General features: G+C 71.6%; 20 protein-coding genes. 15 read left to right on the top strand and 5 right to left on the bottom strand.

Annotated elements, in window-relative coordinates:
* Window positions 1-21: 21 nt before the first annotated feature.
* Window positions 22-834 (top strand): hypothetical protein, encoded by an 813-nt coding sequence (locus O0S08_RS29740; RefSeq protein WP_269032719.1) that lies wholly within the window; start codon window positions 22-24, stop codon window positions 832-834.
* Window positions 835-1,286: 452 nt separating this feature from the next.
* On the opposite strand, the gene O0S08_RS29745 is transcribed toward O0S08_RS29740, so the two are convergent.
* A complete protein-coding gene (locus O0S08_RS29745; protein ID WP_269032720.1) occupies window positions 1,287-2,159 on the bottom strand; it encodes a radical SAM protein in 873 nt (290 codons plus the stop codon).
* Between the two features lie 182 nt (window positions 2,160-2,341).
* On the opposite strand from O0S08_RS29745, the gene O0S08_RS29750 reads away from it, so the two are divergent.
* From O0S08_RS29750 to O0S08_RS29760, 3 genes are read left to right on the top strand one after another with little or no spacing between them, the layout of a single operon-like run.
* Window positions 2,342-3,352, top strand: coding sequence for an AAA family ATPase (locus tag O0S08_RS29750; RefSeq protein WP_269032721.1), 1,011 nt, complete (start codon window positions 2,342-2,344; stop codon window positions 3,350-3,352).
* Between the two features lie 4 nt (window positions 3,353-3,356).
* Complete coding sequence (locus tag O0S08_RS29755) at window positions 3,357-4,304, top strand: DUF58 domain-containing protein (protein WP_269032722.1); 948 nt, start codon at window positions 3,357-3,359, stop codon at window positions 4,302-4,304.
* Window positions 4,301-6,316: a VWA domain-containing protein gene (locus O0S08_RS29760; RefSeq protein WP_269032723.1), complete on the top strand. Its 2,016-nt coding sequence runs from the start codon at window positions 4,301-4,303 to the stop codon at window positions 6,314-6,316. Before O0S08_RS29755 ends, O0S08_RS29760 begins: the two co-directional genes overlap by 4 nt.
* Before the next feature lie 21 nt (window positions 6,317-6,337).
* Here O0S08_RS29760 and O0S08_RS29765 read toward each other — a convergent pair whose 3' ends face one another.
* Window positions 6,338-7,456, bottom strand: a complete 1,119-nt coding sequence (locus O0S08_RS29765) for an SDR family oxidoreductase (protein ID WP_269032724.1) — start codon at window positions 7,454-7,456, stop codon at window positions 6,338-6,340.
* A gap of 235 nt (window positions 7,457-7,691) precedes the next feature.
* Between O0S08_RS29765 and O0S08_RS29770 the strand changes: the two genes are divergently transcribed.
* The 4 genes from O0S08_RS29770 to O0S08_RS29785 all read left to right on the top strand — a co-directional run bounded on the left by O0S08_RS29770 (window position 7,692) and on the right by O0S08_RS29785 (window position 13,070).
* A complete protein-coding gene (locus O0S08_RS29770; protein WP_269032725.1) occupies window positions 7,692-9,173 on the top strand; it encodes a response regulator in 1,482 nt (493 codons plus the stop codon).
* The gene (locus tag O0S08_RS29775; protein ID WP_269032726.1) at window positions 9,170-10,261 is read left to right on the top strand and encodes an adenylate/guanylate cyclase domain-containing protein; all 1,092 of its coding nucleotides are present in this window, start codon (window positions 9,170-9,172) and stop codon (window positions 10,259-10,261) included. The genes O0S08_RS29770 and O0S08_RS29775 overlap by 4 nt, the downstream gene beginning before the upstream one ends.
* A 182-nt stretch (window positions 10,262-10,443) precedes the next feature.
* Window positions 10,444-11,904 (top strand): hypothetical protein, encoded by a 1,461-nt coding sequence (locus tag O0S08_RS29780; protein ID WP_276082551.1) that lies wholly within the window; start codon window positions 10,444-10,446, stop codon window positions 11,902-11,904.
* A complete protein-coding gene (locus O0S08_RS29785) occupies window positions 11,901-13,070 on the top strand; it encodes an ARPP-2 domain-containing protein (protein ID WP_269032728.1) in 1,170 nt (389 codons plus the stop codon). The genes O0S08_RS29780 and O0S08_RS29785 overlap by 4 nt, the downstream gene beginning before the upstream one ends.
* Here the strand turns inward: O0S08_RS29785 and O0S08_RS29790 are convergent.
* A complete protein-coding gene (locus tag O0S08_RS29790) occupies window positions 13,067-13,360 on the bottom strand; it encodes an HU family DNA-binding protein (RefSeq protein ID WP_267766316.1) in 294 nt (97 codons plus the stop codon). The genes O0S08_RS29785 and O0S08_RS29790 overlap by 4 nt on opposite strands.
* Window positions 13,361-14,054: 694 nt before the next feature.
* Here O0S08_RS29790 and O0S08_RS29795 point away from each other — a divergent pair.
* From O0S08_RS29795 to O0S08_RS29805, 3 genes are read left to right on the top strand one after another with little or no spacing between them, the layout of a single operon-like run.
* Window positions 14,055-14,276: a hypothetical protein gene (locus O0S08_RS29795; RefSeq protein ID WP_269032729.1), complete on the top strand. Its 222-nt coding sequence runs from the start codon at window positions 14,055-14,057 to the stop codon at window positions 14,274-14,276.
* Window positions 14,277-14,312: 36 nt separating this feature from the next.
* Window positions 14,313-15,116 (top strand): hypothetical protein, encoded by an 804-nt coding sequence (locus O0S08_RS29800; RefSeq protein WP_269032730.1) that lies wholly within the window; start codon window positions 14,313-14,315, stop codon window positions 15,114-15,116.
* Window positions 15,113-15,703 carry a hypothetical protein gene (locus O0S08_RS29805; protein WP_269032731.1) on the top strand — a complete coding sequence of 197 codons (591 nt, stop codon included), beginning with the start codon at window positions 15,113-15,115 and terminating at the stop codon, window positions 15,701-15,703. The genes O0S08_RS29800 and O0S08_RS29805 overlap by 4 nt, the downstream gene beginning before the upstream one ends.
* A 248-nt stretch (window positions 15,704-15,951) precedes the next feature.
* On the opposite strand, the gene O0S08_RS29810 is transcribed toward O0S08_RS29805, so the two are convergent.
* A complete protein-coding gene (locus O0S08_RS29810; protein ID WP_269032732.1) occupies window positions 15,952-16,359 on the bottom strand; it encodes a hypothetical protein in 408 nt (135 codons plus the stop codon).
* A 91-nt stretch (window positions 16,360-16,450) separates the two neighbouring features.
* Between O0S08_RS29810 and O0S08_RS29815 the strand changes: the two genes are divergently transcribed.
* Both O0S08_RS29815 and sthA read left to right on the top strand, forming a co-directional pair.
* Complete coding sequence (locus O0S08_RS29815) at window positions 16,451-17,452, top strand: FHA domain-containing protein (protein WP_269032733.1); 1,002 nt, start codon at window positions 16,451-16,453, stop codon at window positions 17,450-17,452.
* 395 nt (window positions 17,453-17,847) lie between these two features.
* Window positions 17,848-19,200, top strand: a complete 1,353-nt coding sequence (gene sthA, locus O0S08_RS29820) for a Si-specific NAD(P)(+) transhydrogenase (protein ID WP_371879561.1) — start codon at window positions 17,848-17,850, stop codon at window positions 19,198-19,200.
* Between the two features lie 54 nt (window positions 19,201-19,254).
* On the opposite strand, the gene O0S08_RS29825 is transcribed toward sthA, so the two are convergent.
* Complete coding sequence (locus tag O0S08_RS29825; RefSeq protein ID WP_269032735.1) at window positions 19,255-20,712, bottom strand: vWA domain-containing protein; 1,458 nt, start codon at window positions 20,710-20,712, stop codon at window positions 19,255-19,257.
* A 265-nt stretch (window positions 20,713-20,977) separates the two neighbouring features.
* On the opposite strand from O0S08_RS29825, the gene O0S08_RS29830 reads away from it, so the two are divergent.
* Window positions 20,978-21,445 carry a hypothetical protein gene (locus O0S08_RS29830; RefSeq protein ID WP_269032736.1) on the top strand — a complete coding sequence of 156 codons (468 nt, stop codon included), beginning with the start codon at window positions 20,978-20,980 and terminating at the stop codon, window positions 21,443-21,445.
* A 96-nt stretch (window positions 21,446-21,541) separates the two neighbouring features.
* Window positions 21,542-22,255, top strand: coding sequence for a hypothetical protein (locus O0S08_RS29835; protein ID WP_269032737.1), 714 nt, complete (start codon window positions 21,542-21,544; stop codon window positions 22,253-22,255).
* Window positions 22,256-22,521: the final 266 nt, after the last annotated feature.

Consider the following 22,521-nt stretch of genomic DNA (forward strand, 5'->3'; position numbering starts at 1 on the left):
TCGTACCCTGAGAACCTTCCCATGCGCACTCGTCTCCTCGTCAGCACCCTCGCCCTCACCGCCCTCGTCGCAGCGCCCGCCTGTGGGGGCGACGACCCGCCCGGCTCGCTCATCGTCCCGTTCAAGATCGGCGCGAACGTCGACTGCAGCGTCCTCGGCGTCACCGACGTGACCGTCGAGCTCTACAAGTACTCCGCCAGCGGCGCCGCTGGCGACGTGATCGACACCGAGATCGTCAGCTGCGAGGACGGCCAGGCCGAGTTCACTGGCCTCCTCGCCGGCCGCTACAACGTCAGGGTCAGCGGCGTCGACGCCGAGAAGGTCATCGTCACCGACAACTTCGACAACGACCCGGCCGACATCGCCGAGGTCACCTCCGGCGCCGAGAACACCGCCGACGTCGTCACGATGTCGCCGACGCCGGCGAAGATCCTGGTGCGCTGGCTGCTCAACGGCGGCTTCGGCATGTGCTCCGACGTGCCGGTCACCCAGTTCCGCGTCGCCACCTACGAGAAGGAAGGCCTGAGCGAGCTGCTCACCTACGACTTCGACTGCGACCCCGAGGAGCCGGCGGTCATGGGCTACAACGCCATCATCGACCCCGATCGCCAGGTCGCCGGCGACGACCTCGACCGCGTGTTCATCGACGCGCTCGACGACAAGGGCGCCAGCCTCGTCACCGCGCCGCTCGAGTTCGTGATGGAGCCGCCGGGCCACGGCCGCACCGTCAAGCTGACCGTCGCCCTCGACTGCATGGCCGACCCGTGCACGATCGCCTGCGCCCAGGGCAAGGGCGCCGATCCGATGGATCCGACCCTCTGCCTGGCCGACTGACGGCTCGCCTGTCTCGACGGTCACCTTCGCCCGCGAGCGTGCTCGCGCCAGCTGCCCGGCGATCGCCGCGGCGGCTTTTGTGCAGCCATCGCGGCGCGTCGCCGTGCACATGACCCCGTGCACGCACCATCCGACGAGCAGCGCCGATCCCTTCACGCGCCGGCCCGTCGCCGTGCACGACCTCCCGCGCCGGCCTCGGCCGACGAGCGTTCCGCGCCGCTGCGCCTCGAACTCCGTCCGGCTCAGCCCTACGGCAGCGCATCTTCAACGATGAACTCGTGAGACATGCCCCAGTCGACATGTCCAAAAGAACATTCTCTATAGGACATGCACCATCGAGCATGTCCTATTGCGCCTGAGCCCGGAGATGTACCGCGCGCAGAGCCGTGAGCCCTCTTCGCGGATCCGCTACAGCGCAGCGGCTCTCCGCGCAGCTCCGCCCGGTCAACCTCTCACAGCCCGCGGGCCCACTCGGGCCGCAGCGTCACCTCGCCCGCGATCGCGCTGTCGATGGTCGCCAGGATCGCCGCGCGGTCGCGCGGCAGGCGGCCGCCGATCGCCAGGTAGTTCGACGCGTGGTTGGTGCGGAACAGGGCGTCGGTCGGGCGGGCCTCGTCGACGATGGTCCGCAGCTCGCGGAGCATCTCGACCACCGAGGGCAGCGCGAAGCGGCCGCGGGTCTGCAGCGTGTGCAGGGGCGTCTTGGGCACCACCGTGGTCGTCAGCGCCGACGCGAACGCCGGGTCCATCGCCGTGATCAAGCGCGCGGTCGCGGTCGCGTGCTCGTGGGCGCGTTCGGTGCCGGCGATCCCGAGCAGCACGATCACGCTGAGTTCGAGCCCCGCCGCGCGCGCGCGCTCGGCCGCCGCCACGTGCTCGGCGAACGTCGAGCCCTTGGCGATCCGCTTGAGCGTCGCGTCGTCGCCGGACTCGGGCCCGATGTAGAGGCGGGACAGCCCGGCCTCGCGCAGCGCCGCCAGCTCGTCGGGCGTCTTCTTGAGGATGTTGATCGCAGTCGCGTAGCACGACACCCGGCGCAGGCGCGGGAACCCGGCGCTGGCGGCGTTCAGGATCGCCAGCCAGCGCTCCATCGGCATCCCGAGCGCGTCGCCGTCCCCGACGAACACCTTGTCGACGCGGCTGCGGGCGATCGCGGCCGCGGTGCGCAGGTCCTCGAGGCACGCGTCGGTGTCGCGCTCGCGATAGACCTTGTCGCTGTACATGTCGCAGTAGGTGCAGCGGTTCCACGAGCACCCGACCGTCGCCTGCAGGATGTACGCATCGGCCTCGGACGGCGGGCGGTAGATCTTGCCTTCGTAGCGCATGCAGCGTTCGTCTCTGGGGCGAACGATAGCCACACCGGCGGCGTCGGGTTTCGCGCCGCCGGCACGAGCGTCCTCACGCGCCCTGTTCGGCGGCAACGTGGCGGTGCGGGCGCTTTTGCGCGCGGGGCAGCGACGGTCGGGGCCCCGCGGCCGGCGGCCGTGTATGCTCTCCCGGCCCTCGCATGACGATCGCCGACACGCAAGCGCACCTCGAAGCCCTGCAGCACCGCCTTGCCGACCTCCTGCGCGAGGTCCAGACCGTCATCGTCGGCCAGGACGACGTGCTCCGCGGCATCATCACCTGCCTCCTCGCCGGCGGACACGGCCTCCTCGAGGGCGTGCCGGGCCTGGGCAAGACGCTGATGATCCGGACCCTCGCGGCCGCGGTCGATCTGTCCTTCGCCCGCATCCAGTTCACCCCGGATCTCATGCCGGCCGACATCGTCGGCACCTCGGTGCTGGTCGACCGGCCCGGCGGCGGCCGCGAGCTGGCGTTCCAGCCGGGGCCGATCTTCAACCACATCGTCCTCGCCGACGAGATCAACCGCGCCACCCCGAAGACGCAGTCGGCGCTGCTCGAGGCGATGGCCGAGGGCCAGGTCACCGCGGCCGGCAAGACGCGCGGCCTGCCCGAACCATTCCTCGTCCTCGCCACCCAGAACCCGCTCGAGATGGAGGGCACCTATCCGCTGCCCGAGGCCCAGCTCGACCGCTTCCTCTTCAAGATCGACGTCCCCTTCCCCGGCGAGCGCGAGCTGCTGGCGATCCTCGATCGCACCACCGGCACCAAGAGCGCCGCGGCGCGGCCGGTGCTCGACGGCCCGACGCTGCTCGAGATGCGCCGCTTCGTCCGCGCCGTCCCGGTCGTCCCGAGCGTCGCCGAGTACGTCGTGCGCGTGCTGCGGGCCACCCACCCCGACGACGCCCGCGCCACCGATCTCGTCAAGCGCTACGTCCGCTTCGGCGGCAGCCCGCGCGGCGCCCAGGCAGTGCTCCTGGCCGCGCGGATCCGCTGCGTCATGGACGGCCGCAAGTCGCCGTCGATCGACGACGTCCGGGCCGTCGCGCCCTCGGCCCTGCGTCACCGCGTGATCCTCAACTTCGAGGGCGAGGCCGAGGGCATCGCCATCGACAAGGTCATCGGTCAGGTGCTCACCGGCGTCCCCGCCGACGCCGACAAGTCGCGGAGCTGATCGCTTGGCCCTGTGGAAGCGCAGCGAGAGCCCCAAGCCCGAGCGGCCCGCGCCCGCCGCCGCCGCTGACGATCTGTTCGGCGAGGCCTTCCTGGCCAAGCTCGAGCTGCTGCAGGTGATCGCGCGCCGGCTGTTCCGCGGCAAGCAGCGCGCCGAACGCAAGACGCGCAAGGTCGGCAGCGGCCTCGAGTTCGCCGACCACCGCGAGTACAGCCCCGGCGACGACATCCGCAACCTCGACTGGGGCGTGCTCATGCGCCTCGAGCAGACGCTGGTCCGCCTCTACGAGGAGGACGAGGACCTGCCGATCCGGATCGCCGTCGACATCAGCGACTCGATGTCGACCTCGGGCGGCAGCAAGCTGCGCTACGCCCAGCAGGTCGGGGCCGCGCTGGCCTACGTCGGCCTCGCCAACCTCGATCGCGTCGGCCTGACGTGCATGAGCCGCAAGCTGCACACCACGTTGCCGGCGGTGCGCGGCAAGGGCCGGATCTTCCGCGTGTTCGACTTCCTGCGCACGGCCCCGCGCGGCGGCCCGACCGACATGCGGGCCGCGTGCGGGCGGCTCGCCGCCGAGAGCACCCAGCCGGGCCTCACCGTCGTCCTCAGCGACTTCTACGACCTGCAGGGCGCCTTCGACGGCCTCAACCTGCTGCGCTTCCGCAAGCACGAGCCGGTGGCGATCCAGGTCATCGACCCGCGTGAGGCCCACCCCGAGCTCAGCGGCCTGCGCGGCGACGTCACCCTCGTCGACGTCGAGGGCGGCGACGCCCGCGAGGTCACCCTCAGCCCCGCGGCCCTGCGCGCCTACGCCGACGCCCACGAGAAGTTCTGCCAGGCTCTGGCCGCCAGCTGCCGCAGCCGCGGGATCCCCTACTTCCGCGCCGAGACCAGCGTCCCGTTCGACGAGCTCGTCCTGCGCATGTTCCGGGTCGGAGGCCTGCTCCGATGACCCTGTCCGGATGGACATGGCCCGAAATACTCCCGGTGTTCGCCGCCGGGGCCGCCGCGATCACCGCGCTCTACCTCCTGCGCATGCGCCGGCGCCAGGTCGTGGTCCCGTTCGCCGCGCTGTGGCAGCAGGTCACCCGCGAGAGCGACACGCGAAGGTTATGGAAGAAGCTGCGGCGGCTACTCAGCTGGCTGCTCCAGCTGGTCCTGCTGGCCCTGCTGTGCGCCGCGCTCGGCGACCCGCGGCCGGACAGCTGGCTGCGCGACCCGCAGACCGTGGCGATCGTCGTCGACCGCTCGGCCAGCACCGCCGGACCGGCCGCGGGCGAACCGGGGCTCACGCGGCTCGACCTCCTGCTCCGCCGCGCGCGCGCCGAGATCGCCGGCCTCGGGCCCACCGATCGTGCGCTCGTCATCACCGCCGGCGCCGAGGTCGAGGTCCCCGGCCCGCTCGGCCGCGACGCCGCTCCGCTGCTGCGCGCCCTCGAGGGCGTCGTCCCCGGCCCCGGCGAGGCCGACCTCGGCCGCGCCCTCGCGCTCGCCCGCGCCGCCCTCGCCGGTCAGGCCGGCGGGCGGATCCTCGTCCTCACCGACGGCGCCCTCGACGAGGCCGCCGGCGACGCTCTCGCGGCCTGCATCTCGGGACATGTCGCTTCAGACAGCCCCGAATCTGCCGCGATCCCGTGCCAGGTCGCGCGCGCCGGCGGGCCGGCCGACAACCTCGCGCTGGTCGCCTTCGCCGCGCGCCGCTACCCCGGCGACCGCGAGCGCATCGAGGTCCTCGCCGAGGTCCACAACCTCGGCGACGGCCCCGCCGACGCCGTGCTCGAGGTCCAGGCCGACGGCCTCGTGGTCGGGCGCCAGGCCGTGCAGCTCGGCCCCGGCGAGCGGCGGCGCGAGGTCCTGCGCGAGCTCGACGCCGCGCGCACCCGGCTCGTCGCCAACCTGTCCCTCGCGCCAGGCGCCGCTCCGCAGCTGCTCGGCCCGCCCGACGACGACCGCGCCTTCGCAGTGGTTCCGCCGCTGCCGCCGTTCAAGGTCGTGCTCGTCACCGACGGCAGCGACCTGTTCCTCGAGGCAGCCCTGCTCACCTTGCAGGACCACGTCCAGCTCACCGGCATCGGCCCCGCCGACGCCACCACGCACCCGTCGCTGGCCGAGGCGGACCTCGTGATCATCGACGTCGGCGAGCTGCCGCTGCCCGACCCGCTGCCGGCCGCCGACCTCGTGATCTTCGACCCCGCGCGGATCGCCCCCGACGCCGCGCCGATCCACGGCGCCGGCGAGCTCGCGCGCCCGTTCCTCACCGAGCAGCACCGCGAGCACCCGCTGCTCGACGGCGTCGTCCTCAAGGACGTCAACCTCCGCCGCGGCACGCGTCTCGCCACCGAGCCGGGCGACACCGTGCTGGTGCGCAGCCTCGGCGAGCCGCTGGTGGTCCTGCGCCACGAGCTCGGCGGCGACGGTCGGCGGCCGCGGGCCGTCCTGGCGCTCGGCTTCGATCCGCGCCAGACCGACCTGCCCCTTCGGACAGCCTTCCCGATCCTCGTCGCCAACATCATCACCTACTTCGAGCAGGCCCGCCCCGGCTTCGTCGCCAGCGTGCCGGTCGGCCCCAGCCGTCCGGTCGCCGCCGCGGAGATCGGCCTCGGCGCCCAGGGCCTGAGCCAGGTCGAGGTCCGCGGCCCCGAGCCCGCCGACGTCCCGGCGACGCTGCCCGTCGACGCCACCGGCGTGTTCCGCCTGCGCGCCATGGAGCCCGGCATCTACCGCGTGCGCGCCCTCGACGGCGCGGCCGCCGGCGCCGAGGTGCTCGTCGCGGTCAATCAGGCCAGCGTCGCCGCCTCCGACCTGCACGACCGCCTCGGCGAATTGCCGCCCGACGTCCTCGCCGGCGAGGCGGCCACGCCGGTGCCGGTGCGCGACGAGCCGCTGTGGGCCCTGCTGCTGCTGGCCGCGGCCCTGCTGATCGCGCTCGAGTGGGCGGCCTATCACCGCCGCGTCACCGTCTAGCGCCCGCGCTCACCCGCCGCGTCAGGCCTCGGCGTTCGCCAGCTTCTTGCCGAAGTCGGTGTCGCGGGCGAAGCGGAGCTGATTGAGGAAGAACGCCTCGACCCCCGGCGCGGCGATGCCGGTGCCCGCCAGCGCCGCCCGGGTGTGCGACGTGTCGAACCACAGCTGCAGCGACAGGTACGGCGTGTAGACCCGGCCGTTCGTCAAGATCCGCTTCAGGCGGCCGAACGTGAACCGGTCGATGAACGGTCGCGCGCGCACGAACAGGTTCGGCTTGACGAACACCGCCGGCTTGCAGCCGAAGAACTGGCTCGCGGCCGTGCTCAGCTGCGCGAGCGTGGCGGCGTGCTCGTGGCCGGCGCACAGGTGATACGCCTGTCCCGAAGGACCTGGCTGTTTGCGCAGGTGGCAGACCGCCTGGACGACGAAGTCGGACGGCACCACGTCCATCACCGCGTCGGGTCGGCCGGGCGCCCAGCGGAACCCGCGCGAGAAGATCTTGAGCGGCCAGTAGAGCACCTTGAAGCTCGAGGTCCGGCCGGTGCGCGAGTCGCCGACGATGATGCTCGGGCGGAAGATCGTCACCCGCTGCTCGCCGGCGCGCGCCCGGACCAGCTGCTCCGACTCGAGCTTGGTCTGCTCGTAGGTGTTGTGGAACGGCTGGCCGACGTCGAGCTCCGTCTCGAGCGCGGTGCCGCTGCGATCGCCGGCCACGTAGGCGGTGCCGATGTAGTCGAACGGGCACTCGGCCGCGTTGGCGAGGTCGAGCATGCGGCGCGTGCCCTCGACGTTGATCGCCCGCGCCTGCTCGAGCGGCAGCGAGAAGCTGACCGAGGCCGCCCCGTGGATCACGCCGGTCGCCCGTCCGGCGAGCCCGGCGTAGGTCGCGGTGTCGAGCCCCAGGTTGTCGCGCTCGAGGTCGGCGCGCACGATCTCGACCCGCCGCTCCGCCGCGGCCAGCGCCTCGCCGGCCAGTCGGTCGCGCAGCACCTCGGCGCCGCGGGCCCTGGCCTGCGCCTCGTCGCGACCGCGCACGAGCAGCGCCAGGCGCGTCGTCGGCTCGGTCGCCAGCAGGTGATGGACGAGCTCGCGGCCGAGGAAGCCGGTGGCGCCGGTGACGACGAGGACGGGATCCGACATCGCGCGCACGATCGCCCTCGACGCCGTGGCGGGTCAAGCGGGGCCCGCGCGCGCGGCCGCCCGGCGCATCCGCAGCGGCGGTCCGCGGGCGATGAGGCCGCTGCGGCGATCCCGGCGTCCGAGCCGCCGCGCGCCCTTCAGGTCCACCTCCGCCGGCGTGGGGCTGGGGTCTGAAAACCCGCGAAAGACCGCCCCGCTCGGGCTGGTTCGGGCATACTCGGTCCGCAGGAGATCCGTGAACGACGCCGACGATCCCCTCGCGCTCAACGACGAGATCGCCGCCCTCCGCTACTACGTCGGGGAGTTCACCGAGCGCGAGGAGACCCCCGCCGCGCTCGCGGCCCTCGAACGGGTCGAGGCGCGGCTCCACGCCGCCTTGCGCACGCGCACCGCGATCCTCTCGGACCTCGGGCACGAGCTGCGCACCCCGCTGAACGCCATCCTCGGCTTCTCGCACCTGCTCCGCGAGGACGTGCTGCTGAATGCGGAGCAGCGGGCGCACATCGAGGTCATCCACCGCAGCGGCGAGCAGCTGCTCACGCTGATCGACGAGCTCACCGGCGGCAACGACGAGGGCGCCGGCCAGGTCGGCTTCGACCTGCACTACTTGCTGGATGACCTCGCGGACATGTTGTGTCTGCGGGCCGCCGGCGCCGCGGTCGCCCTGCGCATCGATCGCGCGGTCGACCTCCCGCGGCGCGTCCGCACCGACCAGGTCCGGCTGCGTCATCTCTTGCTGCTCCTCCTCGGCAACGTGCTCGAGGTCCCGCGTCGCGACCTCATCGTCGTCCGCGTGCGCATCGAACCGGGCTCCGGTCCCGGCTCCGGTCTGCTGCGCTTCGACATCCGCGCTCCGGGCATCGACCTCGCCGACCTGCGGCTGCGCTCGTTCGTCCGCACCGACGCCGGTCTGCAGACGGACGAGCCCGGCCGCGGCCCCGAGCTGGCGATCGCCATCGCCAACCAGCTCGGCGGCGAGTACCACGTCGCGCCCGATCAACTCACCCTCACCTTGCCGGTGGGTCTCGGCCGCGGCGCCGAGGATCCGCGGCGGTCCGCGCGCAAGATCCTCGGCCTCGTCGCCGGCCAGGAGCCACGAAGGATCCTGATCGCAGAGGATCGGTGGCAGAGCCGCCAACTCCTGGTGCAGGCGCTCTCGCGGGTCGGATTCGAAGTTCGCGAGGCCGCCGACGGCCGCGAGGCCGTGTACTTGTGCGAGACTTGGCGTCCGCACCTCGTGTGGATGGACATGCGCATGCCCGGAGTCAGCGGCATCGAGGCCACGCAGCAGATCAAGCAGAGCCCGTGGGGCGCCGAGACCGTCATCATCGCGCTCACGGCCAGCGCCTTCGAGGCCGACGAGGCGACCGCGCGGGCGGCCGGCTGCGACGACTTCCTGCGCAAGCCGTTGCAGCTGCATCAGGTGTTCGACAAGCTGAGCGAGCGGCTCGGCGTCACCTATCTCTACGACGACGCCCCGCCGGTCGCCCGCGTCGACGCGACCGTGCTGCACGGGCTGCCGCCGCCGTGGCTGTCGGCGCTCGAGCAGGCCTGCCTGCAGGCCGACGTGTTCACCGTCGCGCGCATGATCGACTTCATCCGCGCCCAGGCGCCGCAGGCCGCGACTGTCCTTTCGGACATGCTCGAACAGTACAACTACGCCGCGATTATCGACCTGACCCGGCACGCGTTACAAGCCGCCGGAGGTGGCCCATGAGCGAGAAGTCCTATCAGCCCGTACGCGGCGACATCCTGGTCGTCGACGACACCCTCGTCAACCTCCGGATCTTGACCGAGATGCTGGCCGCGCAGGGCTACAAGGTGCGCCCGGTGACCTCCGGCCCGCAGGCGCTGCAGGCCGCCGCCGCCGCCGCCCCGGACCTCGTGCTCCTCGATATCAACATGCCGGGTATGACCGGCTACGAGGTCTGCCAGCAGCTCAAGGCCCAGTCCGACACGCGCGACGTGCCGGTCATCTTCATGAGCGCCCGCGACGAGGTGCTCGACAAGATCCGCGCCTTCGAGGTCGGCGGCGTCGACTACGTCACCAAGCCGTTCCACCTCGAGGAGCTGCTCGCCCGCGTCGCCACCCACGTGTCCCTGCGCGCGCTGCAGCGCCAGCTGGAGGACGCGCGCCTCCTGGCCGAGAGCGCCGCCGCCGCGCTCGCCGACGAGAAGCGGCGCAGCGACGATCTGCTCTACAGCATGCTGCCGCAGAGCGTCGCCAACACCCTCCGCGAGGGCCGCAGCGTCGTCGGCGATCACTACCCGCAGGTCACGGTGCTGTTCTGCGACATCGTCGACTACACGCGGGCCGCCAGCGACCACTCGCCGCTCGAGGTGTTCGAGCTGCTCGGCCGGCTCTACACCCGCTTCGACGCGCTGATCGAGCGCCACCCCGTCTACAAGATCGAGACCGTCGGCGACTGCTACGTCATCGCCGGCGGCGTGCCCGACCCGAACCCGCGCCACGCCGACGCGATCTGCGACGTCGCCCTCGACATGCTCGAGGCCGTCGAGGGCATGGCCCTGCCGACCGGCGCGCCGCTGCAGATCCGGATCGGCGTCAACTCGGGCCCGGTGGTCGCCGGCGTGGTCGGCACCAAGATGCCGCGGTTTTGCCTGTACGGCGACACGGTCAACATCGCCAGCCGGATGGAGACCACCAGCCAGCCGATGCACGTCCAGATCAGCCAGTCGACGCACGCGCTGATCGACCCGAGCCGCTACCAGATCGAGGAGCGCGGCGAGGTCGCGCTCAAGGGTCGCGGCAACATGCGCACCTACTTCGTGCGCCGTCGCTGAGGTTCGCCGCCGCTCGCGCGCGCGCCCGCGAGCGCGGCCGTCCGCCTCCACCCGGGCGGCCGCCGCGTGGTAGGCTCGGCGGGCCGTCCGCGGGACTTCCGTTCGACTTCCGAATTCGGCCTCTGGAGCTGCGCTAAGCGGTCGAGCACTCCTTCCCCGGGCGGCAACCTGTCCCGATGACCATGTCCGCCGAGACCCGCCACGCCGCCGCCGCGCGGGTCACCTGCGAGGACCTGGTCGTGTTCCTCAACGCCTGCTTCTGCTGCACCGGCCAGCGCGAGTTCTACAGCGACGGCCACGCGCAGACCGTCTCGATCGAGTTCCTCCACGACTACATCCGCGGCAACTACCGCCGGCTCTACGCCCGCACCCTCGCCGCCGGCGTCAATCACTTCAACCGCGCCCGGATCGTCACCGAGCTGCTGGCCAGCTCGCGCGACCTCGACCCGGTCGAGCGGCGCGACGAGGGCCGGCTGGTGGTCGCCGCCCTGCGCTCGCTGCCGGCCCCGCGAGCCTATCGGGCGCTCCTGGCCGTGCGCGCGCGCGGCGTCAACAACCGCCGCGCCCGCGCGATCGTCCGCGACTACCTGTCCTCGCGGCCAGATCTACAATTCGACGCCATCAAGTACAGGGGCAAGCTGCGCGACCTGATCCTGCACACGCACCTGCGCCTGCCCGACGAGCTCGGCGGGTTCCTGTTCAAGGGCTGGAAGCAACGCCGCTATCGCACGCCGCTGCTCGAGACCTTCCGCCAGGCCCACTTCAGCGACGAGGCGCTCTACGAGCTGCCGTTCACCGTCGCCGAGGGCATGGCCGCCCGCCGCAAGATCGACCGCGCGGTGTTCCTGCGGAGGATCGCCCCGCGCCTGACCGCGCTCGAGCGGCTGCGCCTGCAGGCCGCCGCCGCGCGCGAGGGCGTCGACGCGCTTGCGATCGACCTCGCGCGCGCCGGCCTCACCCGCGTGGCGATCTACCTCCTCTCGCTGCCTCCGGTCGAGCGGCGCGAGCGACGGGCCGAGCTGCAGGCCGCCCTCGACGGCGCCGCCCGTCGTTGCCTGCGCGAGGCCCCGCTCGCGCTGGGCCGCGTCGCCGCCGTCCTCGACCGCTCCTACTCGACCACCGGCTCACCGGACAAGCCGCGCCGCTCGCTGGCGGTCGCGCTCGGCGTCGACGCCCTGCTGCGGGCCGCGAGCGCCGAGTACATGTCCTTTTGGACACCTGCCATCGAAGACCCGCTGATGGCCGGCCCGCGCGGCCAGACCGACCTCGCCGGCCCCTTGCTCGACGCCCTCGAGGCCCGGCCCGACCTCGTCGTCATCGTCTCCGACGGCTTCGACAACGACCCCACCGGCGGCGCCGGCGAGGTCTGCCGCGTGTTCAAGGCCCGCCTCGATCCCGCCGGCCGCACCACCATCGTCCACATCAACCCGGTGTTCGACGCCCCCGAGCTGGGCCCGCGCCGCCTCGGCCCCGGCGTCCCGACCCTCGGTTTGCGCGACGCCGAGGACCTGCCGACCGCGCTGGCGTTCGCCCGCTTCGCCGCCGGCGACCTCTCTCTCGCCGATCTCGAGGACTACCTGGCCCGCCGCGTCGACGTGTTCCTGCGCCGGGCCGACGTCGCGCCGCTGGAGGGCGAGGCGTGAAGTTCGACGAGACCAGCCAGGGCCTGGGCCTGCGCGGCCTGCAGATCGCCGCGGCCCAGGCGGTCGGGGCGGTCCGCCTCGTCCCCTTGCTCAAAGAACATGTCCGGGAGGACCTGCGCCTCGGGACACATGCGTTCGGCGACGAACGACCCCGCGCCGTCGGCGTGCGCGGCCAGGCCGACCGCCCTGACGTCGCCTACTGCTCGTACCTCCCGCACGCTTACGTCCTGCGCTGGTCGAGCGACGGCACCGCGGTGGCCGCCCGCGGCGCCGCGCTGTCCGACAAACAGCTCGGCCTGCGCGACGTCGGCGGCGTGCGCGTGCTGCACCGCATGATCCGGCAGGAAGGCCCGGGCGCGCTGCGGTTCTTGCCGCTGCACCTGGCGATGGAGGGCTTCCTGTCGCTGCACTTCGGCGGCCCCGACGTCGCCTGGAGCGAGTACAGCCGGCAGGCGCTGAGCCACGGCCTGTCGCCGCGGCGCGAGAGCGCCGTGCTCGGCAGCTACGTCCACGGCCTCGAGGACGCGGTGCGCATGTTCGAGATCCACGAGCGCCAGGTCGGCGCCCTCGTGTTCGTCGCCGACGCCCTGGCCGCGATGGTCGTCTTCCCCCACCCCGACGACTACCGCGCGCTCCACCGCAGCCTCGTGCGCGACTTCTTCGGCGAGCTCGTCTACCAGTACGCGATCCTCTACGACGACGTCCCGGCCCACCGCGTCGCCGTGCGCGAGGCCGAGATCGCCGACCTCGCCGGCCTGCGCGCCGCCGTCGCGCGGGCGCGGGCCGACTGGGCCGAGTTCAGCGGCGACATGGCCGGCAGGGTCCTACGCGAGCCCCTGCGCTGGCAGACGCTGCGGCAGGTCGGCCCGTTCCGCCTGCGCCGCTTCATGTCGGCGCTGCGGCCCGACGAGGACAACCACATCGGCGAGGCGATCGTGCGCGACAGCGGCGAGCTCGAGTACTGCAAGACCTTCCGCCTGTCGGCGGCCCAGGTCCGGCGGGCCTACCTGCTCGAGAAGCTGGCGCAGAACCTCTGGGACCTGGCGCGCACCGCCGAGGCGCTCGGCGTCGAGGTCCCGGCGCTGCTGGTCCGCCTGCTCAACGCCGGCTTCGGCTACTTGCTCAAAGAACATGTCCTGAAGAACCTGCCTACGGGGACAGTTTAGCCCTCCAGCGCCGCCTTGAGCTCGCGCGCCGGCTTGAAGCGGACCGTCTCGCTGCGGGGGATCTCGATCGCCTCGCCGGTCTTCGGGTTGCGCCCGGGCCGCGCCTGGGTCACGTGGACCGAGAACGAACCGAAATTCGGGTGAACGTAGCGCCCCTCCCGCCGCAGGCTCTCGGCGACCGCGGCGAACACCGCGTCGACCACCTTGCCCGTCGCCCCCACGGACAGCTCCGGCCCGCCGCTCTCGTCGAGCTGGCGGCGGATCGTCTCGATCAATTCCTTGCGCGTCATGGCCTGAGGCTAGCAGGCCCGACCTGCGTGAAGGGCGCACTCCCGCGGTGTGGTCGAGGGGCCTCGCATCGCCCGCCGCGCGATCTCTCGCCGCTGCGGCGGTGAATTTCCCCGTCGTTGCAGATGCATCGACCGCCGCACGCGCTGCGCCGCCGCGGGGGGGAACAATGTCTGACTGCGCCACCAGGTGTTGGGCTCGGACACCGGGCGGGGCCCGCGTCAGCGCATGAGCTCGCCCAATCGATGATCTCCTACGGTATTGTGCGCTGCATCCGGCCTGTCACGCAAAAGCGGCACGATTGCCGTGATTGTATCGAGCCTCACAAATGTTTCTCGGACGGGCCCTGGTCGCCCGCCGAGGGCCTGCGATGGGGTTTACGATCCATGCTTGTACAATCAATCTTGACCCGCCACTATACATCTGAGCATGATTGCAACTCGCTAGCTCGAGCGTTAGCGTCGAAGTTGCTCTAGGGTCATTGAAGCGTGGACGTCACGACTCCGGTCGCGTCCTGACCCTTCGACGGACCTTCTCATGGCCCTTCGGGCCGATACCCTTCATGTCCTCCGAACCGGTCACTCCCTGAGCCTCGGCGCCAGGCACTCCACGGACCAGATACCCCGTCGGCCACCCATGACCAGCACTGCCAAATTCGCCTTGGGTTTCTCCCTTAGCCTGGCTCTCGGCACCGGGGTGTTATCGCAGCCCGTCGAGCCCTCGGCCGGCTGGTTCGGCAACTGCCTCATCTGCAAGTGGGATCCCTGGGGCGGCCCGGCGTTCTGCGCGGCCACCTCCAGCAAGGGTTGGTGGGGCTGCTACGCCACCGGCTACAAGTGTCTCAATGGCGGCCAGCCCTGCGGAAAGAAGGCCCCCACGCCGACCGCGACCGGCGAAGCCGTCCGGCAGACCCCCTGAACCCGAACACACGAGCACGGAAGCGGCTGGTTCGGAATGCCCACAAGGAAGCTGGTCTTCACCCTCACCGGGCTCGCCGCCGTCTGCGCCCTGCTCTCGTACGCGGCCAGCGAGCGCCTCGGCGGCCTCCGCGGCGGTTCGACGGCCTCGGCGGCCGCCCATTCGACCGGCCCCGGCTACGGCTCGTATCTGCAGATCGCCGGGGTCCGGCCGATGGACTATGACGCCGCCGACAAGGGCGCCCGCCGCGACGGTGCCGCCTGGGTCCTCGGCGACGTCGACCTCGAGGCCGTCCGCGCCGCCGCCGCCGCGCCCGAGGATCTCGACCGCCTGGCCGAGGTCGACCCCAAGTGGATCCCGACGCAGACGTGGAAGATGCGCCACGGCGGCGCCAGCCCGTTCGCCCTCGCCAAGGAGCACTGCAGCGCCCGCCACCTCGCGCAGATGGAGGCCATGTGCAAGGCCGACATCAGCGTCGTCGTCGAGCGCCAGGGCGCCGACGAAGGCCACGTCGTCTACGCCCGCCCCGCTCTCGGCGACGAGGCCACCGACGACTGTCACGCCTACGCCGACTGCATCGCCCGCAACGCCTGGCTCGACCGCGCCGCCCCGCTGCCCGACGGCCGCGCCCCGTACCACGCGTTCCAGGCCGGCGACATCCGCCTGCCGATGCACGGCACCAAGGACGAGTGGCAGGTCAGCCTGCGCTCCGAGATCGAGCTCGTGACGGACAACCTCACCGCGCTGCGCCGGCTCGACCTCGCCGACCCGCAGATCCGCCAGAGCCTCGATCTTCAGCAAGATCTGCTCGAGCAGCTCGAGTGGATGGCCGCATTGTGAACCTGTTGCGCCGCCATCGCCCCCTCCTCGCCGGCCTGGTCGCCGGCCTGCTCGTCGCCCTCGCGGCCGCCTGGCTGCTGGACCCCGCCCGCTGGCTGCGCGGCCTCGGTCGCGTCTACGTCATCGGCACCTGTTCTTACAGCAAGGTCGCGCTGGACCTCCTGCGCGACGACCCCGACGCCCCGTTCGTCCCGCTGGTCCTGCCCGCCGACGTCCCCGAGTTCGAGGCCGACGCCTGCGACGTCGCCCGCGCCCGCCTTCGCCGGGGCGGCGCCTTCTGGCTGGCCGTCCTCCCGCGCGACTACGTGTGCCGCCGCCTGCGCGACCTGGCCGCCGCTCGCTTCACCGGCGAGACCACCGGCGAGGGCTACCCCGCGTGGATCAGCGCCGAGGGCGAGTTCGTCGGCCTCGGCGTCGACCCGCGCCAAATCGCCGCCCTCGGCCTGACCCCGCCGCCGCCCGTCGTCCGCTTCTGGGTCGAGGGCGGCTACGACCGCGCCCTCGTCGAATCGCTCGGCTTCGTCGTCCCTGAAGGCACCGTCCAGGGCCCGCGCCAGCCGCCGCCGATGGCGTCCGCCGTCGAGTAGAGCAGCGACATGGCTCGCGCGGCATGTTCGATCGAACATGCCCAATAGAACATGTCTCCAAAGACATGTCCCGAAGAACACCTCGCCGAAATCTTGCCGAGCAGGCGAGTGTTCGGGTCGCCAGAGGCGCCCGTCGCGGATCGAACCGTCCGCGGCCGAGCGCTCGCAGGAGCCCGACTTCCCTCGCGCAGCCGCGACGCTGCATGCCCCTCACGAGCCCCGCTTCGCGGCCTGCGGACGAGCCCGCCTCACTCCGTCTCGAGCGCGTCGGCGGCCTGCAGTGCCACGAAGCTCCACGCGAACAGGCCCAGCGACACCAGCACCGCGGCGCGCAGCCCGGTCGCGAGCGCGTAACAGACGTGAAGCCCGGCGCAGGCGGCGAACAGGCGCCAGCGGGCGCGTGAGGGTCGTCGCATCAACAGGGCGGCCGCGACCGCCGCGACCGCCGCGAAGTAACCGATCCACAACCAACCCGCGGCTGGCACCGCCGGCGCCGCGCCTGCCTGGAGCCCGGCGGCGATCTGCTCGATCACGCTGTGCTGTTCGCACTGGTCGAGCACCGGCAGGGCCGCGCAGGCCAGCCCGAACGGCGCGGCCGCGCGACGCACGGCCTCGCGCCGCCAGCGTTCGCTGATGCTCTCCTGCCCTCCGGACACGACACCACCCTACTGCGGCGCTTCGGCGAACGCACGTGCACGCGCAAATTCGCCCGCGCCAACCTCGATCGCGCCGGCTATCATCGTCGGGATGGCCGAGGCTCACGGACACGACGACGACGACAAGCGGAGCCGCGCGACGCGCATTTTGGCCGCGCCGCTCGAGCCGAGAGCCTCGTTCGCCGCGACCTTCAAGGCGATCTTCCGCGAGCTCCACCCGATCTACACCGCCTTCGACAAGGACGGCCTGCTCTGCGTCGCCGCCCGCGAGGACGGCAAGATCGCCTCCTACGTGCACCTGCCGATCCTCAGCGAGCAGGGCGCCTTCGGCGTCATCGGCCGCCACGAGTGCTGCGCCCTCACCCTGCAGGACGAGGACATCTCGCTGCGCCACGCCCTCGTGCGCGTCAGCCGGCAGGGCATCGGCGAAGCCCGCGTGCGCCTCATCGACCTCGACTCGTCGAACACCTTCCGCACCGAGGACGGCCAGGTGTGCAAGTCGGTCCTCGCCGAGGGCCCGCTGTTCGTGCACATGCTCGGCTATCAGCTGTTCCTGTTCCCGACCGGCTCGCTGGCCCCCAGCCGCTGGGAGAGCAGCGCCGACGCCACCTGGGATTCCTTCCCCGAGCGCGTCTACCTCGATCACCGGATCCCCGAGCGCGTCAATCGCGAGCAGCGCCGCCCACAGCCGGCCGGTCGGGCCCGGCGGCACACGTACATGACGCTGCTCCCGGCCGCCCAGCACCTGCGCGCCAAGCCCGGCGCCGGCGGCAAGATCGTCGGCACCATCCTGCTGTCGGCCGAGAACACCCAGATCGCCCACCGCGTCTCGGCCGAGGACCTCGAGCGCGGCATGCTGATCGGCCGCTACGAGCGGTGCCAGCTGGCCGGCGCCAGTCACAGCCTGTCGCGCGTGCACCTCGTGCTGCTGCTCGACGGCGGCGACATCTGGGCCGTCGACACCGCCAGCCTCAACGGCACCATCGTCGACGGCCAGAAGATCAGCGCGATCGTGCTCGACCGCGAGCTCGAGCTCAAGTTGCCCGCCGGCATGGGCATGCGCTGGGTCCCCGAGCACATCCCGCCGTCCTGACGTCGACGCCTTCGCGCTCGTGCGCGACGCGGCTCGAAGCCTCGCACTCGCCCGCGAGCCGATCGGGCGACGCACCCCCGCGCGACGCGAGCGAGTCGCTCCCTCCGGACCTGCCGCGTCGCAGCGAAGCTCGCAGCGCGCACGAGCGGTCGTGCGCAACGCGCCGTCACGCCGCAGCGAGGCTCCCGCGAGCGAACCGGCGTCCGTGGCCCGCTCCGCCGCTTGCGCCTGCACGTGCGTCGCGGCCTGGTAAGCTTTGCCGCGCCCGAGGAGCCTGCGTGACCGCCGAGCCCAACCTGTCCTCTTCGCCATCTGGTTTCGTCTCCGTCCGGCCGAGCGGCCTCGAATTCGACGTCGTCGTCCTCGGCTCCGGCCCTGGCGGCGAGGGGGCCGCCATGTTGGCCGCCAAGGCCGGCCAGCGCGTCGCCCTCGTCGAGCGTCACCGGGCGGTCGGCGGCGCCTGCACCCACCTCGGCACGATCCCGAGCAAGGCCCTGCGCGAGGCCGTGCGGACGCTGAAGAGCGTCCGGCAGAACCCGCTGTTCGCCGACCTCGTCGCCGGTCGCGTCATCACCTTCCCCCAGCTCCTCACCGGCGCGCGGCGGATCATCGACAGCCAGGTCGAGCTGCGGCGCAGCTTCTATCATCGCAACCACGTCGAGGTCTTCACCGGCCACGCCCGCTTCGTCGACCCGAACATCATCGAGGTCGAGGAGCCCGGCGGCGCGCGTCCACGCCTGCGCGCCGGCGGCGTCGTCATCGCCACCGGCTCGCGCCCCTATCGGCCGCCGGACGTCGACTTCACGCACCCGCGGATCTTCGACAGCGACACGATCCTCGACCTCGGCCACCACGGCCGCGAGCGGGCCCCGCAGTCGATCACCATCTACGGCGCCGGCGTCGTCGGCTGCGAGTACGCCTCGATCTTCCGCGGCCTCGAGATGAAGGTCAACCTCGTCAACAACCGCGACAAGCTGCTCGCCTTCCTCGACGACGAGATCATCGACGCGCTCTCGTACCACCTGCGCGATCAGGGCGTGCTGATCCGCCACAACGAGACCTACGAGCGCATCGAGCCGCTGCCCGACGGCGTCGTCGTCCACCTCAAGTCCGGCAAGAAGCTGCGCTCCGACATCCTGTTGTGGGCCAACGGGCGCACCGGCAACACCCAGGACATGGGCATCGAGGCGATCGGCATCCAGCCCAACAGCCGCGGCCAGATCGAGGTCGACGACGTCTACCGCACGCGCGTCCACCCGCACATCTACGCCGTCGGCGACGTCGTCGGCGCCCCGAGCCTCGCCTCCGCCGCCTACGATCAGGGCCGCTTCGCCATGACCCACCTGATCCACGGCGAGTGCGACGCCCGCCTCGTCAAGGACATCCCGACCGGCATCTACACCGACCCCGAGATCAGCTCGGTCGGCCGCACCGAGCGCGAGCTGACCCAGGACGGCGTGCCCTACGAGGTCGGCCACGCCCTGTTCCGCAACCTCGCCCGCGCCCAGATCACCGGCATCCGCGTCGGCGTGCTCAAGCTGCTGTTCCACCGCGAGACCCTGCAGATCCTCGGCGTCCACTGCTTCGGCGATCAGGCCGCCGAGATCATCCACATCGGCCAGGCGATCATGGCCCAGAGCGGCGAGGCCAACAACCTGCGCTACTTCATCAACACCACCTTCAACTACCCGACCATGGCCGAGGCCTACCGGGTCGCCGCGCTCAACGGCTATAACCGCGTGTTCTAGCGGCCGCGGCAGTTCGACGCCCAGGGGTCGAACTGCCCGGTCATGCGCGCCGAATCACTTGCCCATCTTGTACGCCTTCGCCTTCGACTGTTTGCCGTAGATCTTGGCCTGCTCCGTGCTCTTCCGGGCCGCGTCGAGGCCCGACTCGGCCTCCTTGAGCTCCTCGATCTGCTTGCTCAGCTTCGGGCTCGGCGTCGCCTTCTGCTGCTTCTCGAGCGCCAGCACGCTGTCCTTCAGCACCTGGCGCGCCTTGTCGTAGTCGCCGCCGTCGACCGCGACCGCGGCCGCCTGCAGCTGCGCCGCACTCTCGACCTCGGCCACGCGGACAGTCACCTCCGTGCGCTCCGCCCGGCGGATCTCCTCCGCGTCGACGCTGGTCGGGACCGACAGCGCCAGCTTGCCGTCGACCGGCCGGCCCTGCTGGGTCTGGTCCTTGGCCTTGAGCGCGACGGTCCCGAGCGCCAGCTGCCCCGTCGACCCTGTCCCGAAGTTCACCTGAAGCCGGACCACGATCTCGCGCACCTGCTGGGCCGCCAGCGAGCCGACCAGGATCGACGCGCCCTGCGGCGACTCCTGCCACGAGTAGCCGTACACCTGCCGCACCTGGACCCCCGGCGCCATCTGCATCGTCACCTCGAGCCCCGACGCCACGGTCGCCACCAGCCCGGCGAACTCGTCGGACAGCACCCGCGAGATCGCGTCGGTGCCGGGGATGAAGTGATAGCGACCGCCGCCCTGGTCGGCCAGCCGCGTCATCAGCTCCTCGTTGTAGTCGAGCCCGACCCCGAGCGTCGACACGCTGACCCCGAGGCCGAAGTTCTCGCGCGCGCGCTGCCCGAGCACCAGCGGGTCCTTCTCGCCCTCGTTGGCCTGGCCGTCGGACAGCAGCAGCAGGTGGCGCAGCTCGTCCTCCTTGCGCGTCTTCGGATCGAACGCCTCGAACCCGCGGAACAGCGCCGGACCGAGCGCAGTCCCGCCGCGCGTCTCGATCCCGAGCACCGCCTTGCGCGCGGCCTTGCGACCCGCGTCGTCGACGAGCACGTGCTCGGCCAGCACCTCGACGTCGTTGTCGTAGGCGATGAGCGTCAGTCGGTCGTGCGGCTTCAGCTCCTTCAGCAGATCGAGCGTCGCCTGCTTGACCGCAAGCAGCTTCTCGCCGGCCATGCTGCCCGAGCGGTCGAGCACCACCGCGAGGTCGAGCGGCGGCCGCTCGCCGACCGCCTCGCCCATGCCGCGCAGACGCAGCAGCAGGTGGACGTCGAGCGTCCCGCTGCGTCGATCGAGCACCTCGAATTGCGGCAGCACCTCGAGCTGCACCGAGCCGGAGGTCATCACCCATCCGAGCCCGCCGGGCACCGGCGCCTCCGTCTTCGCCGGCTGACTCGTCGGCTCGCTCGCCGGCACCTCGCGCCTGGGTTCGACGGGCCCCTTGCCGGTACATCCGCTCGTGACGAGCAACGCGAACATCGTGAACACGGTCGGGACCAGCGAGGACAGACACGGCGTCAGCATCGACGCCTGCAACGCCCTCGCGGCCCCGCGGTTCTCATTTACGACACCGAGCCGAACTCGCCCCGATCGGCGTCATCGACCCATCCACTTTCTGCATCGTCATGGAATGGCGAGCCGAGGACTCGCGTGGAGTCGGACCACATCCTCGACCTCGACGACTCTGCAAACGAAGGTTCGAATTCGCGCCATCGCTCGAACGCGGACTCGCCTGGCTCTTCGGACATCTTATTTCGCGACCGCGGCGAACCACTGCTACCTTCGCCGCGTGCCCGTCCGCCTCGCCGCCCTCGTCGCCCTGCTGGTCCTCGGATGCGCTCACAGCCCGCCCCCGCCTGCGGGGCCGCGCGTGCTGGCCGGCAGCGCACAGATCCAGCGAGCCGAGGCGACCGTCGAATTGACGCTGCGGTACGAAGTGCGCGAGGGATCGGCGCTCGAGATCTCGGCCGAGCTGCGCGGCGGTGGGAGCGGCAGCGTCGGCGCAGTCGCCGTCGAACTCAGGCCCGACGGCTTCGAGCTCGCCAGCCCGGCCATCTGGACCGCCGAGGTCGCCGCCGGAGAGGCCGCGAGCAATACCTGGAAGCTGCGCCCCGCCAGCGAGGGCATCGCGCGGGTCGAGGTGCGACACGGCCTCGCCGGCAGCGACCTCGACGGCAGCACCGCCGCCGCCTTCCGCGTCGGCCCCGACGCGATCCGCCTGTGCGCCACCGCCGACTGCGCCGGCGACGAGCCCTGAGCCGGGCTGCCCGCGAAGGTTTTACGAAGCGAGATCGCGCAGGGAGTTTTCCCTGGGCCGGTCTGTTATCCTGTCGGAGTCGGGGACCCCAGAGTCATGACTGAACAACGCGAGTACGCCACCCGCACCAACCTTCACGCGTTTTATTCCCACAGTCAGCTCTTGATCGTCGCCGAGGGCGAGCTGCCGTCGACCGAATACGAGATCGACATCGGCCACCAGGCCGGCGAGGCCGTCCCGACCTTCGCGCTCACGCACCGCGCCCGGCCCACCGCCGCCAATACCCCGCCGAAGGCCACGCCGTTCCGCTACGGCGAGATCTTCAGCATCGGTCGCCCGCCCGACGTCATCCGCGTGCGTCACAAGGGCGGCCTCGACGACGTGAGCGTCGAGTTCACGCGCGACGACCTCGTCGACATCGTCCTCAGCCTCAGCGGCGGTGACGTCGAGGTCTCGCTGCCCGACGAAGGCGACACCAACGCCCCGATCCCGCCGCCGCCGCCCTCGGGCTTCGACACCATCCCGCCGACGATCGAGAGCTCGGCCCCGGTCGAGACGCGGCCGCTGACCGCCAGCGAGAAGGCGGGGATCCTCGGCGACATCGCCGTCCGCTACCGCGAGGCGATCGGCTACTCGAACAAGCTCTCGTTCGACGAGGCCTTCGCCGACGCGCTCAAGAAATTGCCCCCGCCCTCGGTCAAGTTCCCCGACATGCTCGAGACGGTCGAGGTCGTGCAGATCGGCGCGAGCTTCGGCGGCATCGCCGGCTTCCGTCGCCTCGAGGTCCGGATCCGCGCCTACCCGGATTGACCAGCTTGCATGTGCACCGGCCGAGCGAAAAGGGGTGCTTCCCAAGCTCCGCGGCCTTGTGGTAGGAATCAGTTCGTGCCTCGCGGTCCAGTCACAGGAGGGCAGGTCTAGCTCGCTGCTCTGCAGCGGGGCGGCGTTGCGCCGCCCGAGCGTCTTCCCCACCATCCATCACAAGGAAGGCTATTCCAGAACGTCGCTGATCGTCCGTAGCCCATACGGGCCGCGACGGGCTGGTACAACCTCGCCAATCGTGGTTCCGTGCGCGG

The sequence above is a fragment of the Nannocystis punicea genome (genome assembly GCF_026965555.1).
GTDB classification, from domain to species: domain Bacteria; phylum Myxococcota_A; class Polyangia; order Nannocystales; family Nannocystaceae; genus Nannocystis; species Nannocystis punicea.

What these genes read in the sequence shown, in the direction of transcription:
- O0S08_RS29740 (WP_269032719.1), top strand. Translation starts at nt 22, where the DNA reads ATGCGCACTCGTCTCCTCGTCAGCACCCTCGCCCTCACCGCCCTCGTC.
- O0S08_RS29745 (WP_269032720.1), bottom strand. Translation starts at nt 2,159, where the DNA reads ATGCGCTACGAAGGCAAGATCTACCGCCCGCCGTCCGAGGCCGATGCG.
- O0S08_RS29750 (WP_269032721.1), top strand. Translation starts at nt 2,342, where the DNA reads ATGACGATCGCCGACACGCAAGCGCACCTCGAAGCCCTGCAGCACCGC.
- O0S08_RS29760 (WP_269032723.1), top strand. Translation starts at nt 4,301, where the DNA reads ATGACCCTGTCCGGATGGACATGGCCCGAAATACTCCCGGTGTTCGCC.
- O0S08_RS29765 (WP_269032724.1), bottom strand. Translation starts at nt 7,456, where the DNA reads ATGTCGGATCCCGTCCTCGTCGTCACCGGCGCCACCGGCTTCCTCGGC.
- O0S08_RS29775 (WP_269032726.1), top strand. Translation starts at nt 9,170, where the DNA reads ATGAGCGAGAAGTCCTATCAGCCCGTACGCGGCGACATCCTGGTCGTC.
- O0S08_RS29780 (WP_276082551.1), top strand. Translation starts at nt 10,444, where the DNA reads ATGTCCGCCGAGACCCGCCACGCCGCCGCCGCGCGGGTCACCTGCGAG.
- O0S08_RS29790 (WP_267766316.1), bottom strand. Translation starts at nt 13,360, where the DNA reads ATGACGCGCAAGGAATTGATCGAGACGATCCGCCGCCAGCTCGACGAG.
- O0S08_RS29800 (WP_269032730.1), top strand. Translation starts at nt 14,313, where the DNA reads ATGCCCACAAGGAAGCTGGTCTTCACCCTCACCGGGCTCGCCGCCGTC.
- O0S08_RS29815 (WP_269032733.1), top strand. Translation starts at nt 16,451, where the DNA reads ATGGCCGAGGCTCACGGACACGACGACGACGACAAGCGGAGCCGCGCG.
- sthA (WP_371879561.1), top strand. Translation starts at nt 17,848, where the DNA reads ATGTTGGCCGCCAAGGCCGGCCAGCGCGTCGCCCTCGTCGAGCGTCAC.
- O0S08_RS29825 (WP_269032735.1), bottom strand. Translation starts at nt 20,712, where the DNA reads ATGCTGACGCCGTGTCTGTCCTCGCTGGTCCCGACCGTGTTCACGATG.
- O0S08_RS29835 (WP_269032737.1), top strand. Translation starts at nt 21,542, where the DNA reads ATGACTGAACAACGCGAGTACGCCACCCGCACCAACCTTCACGCGTTT.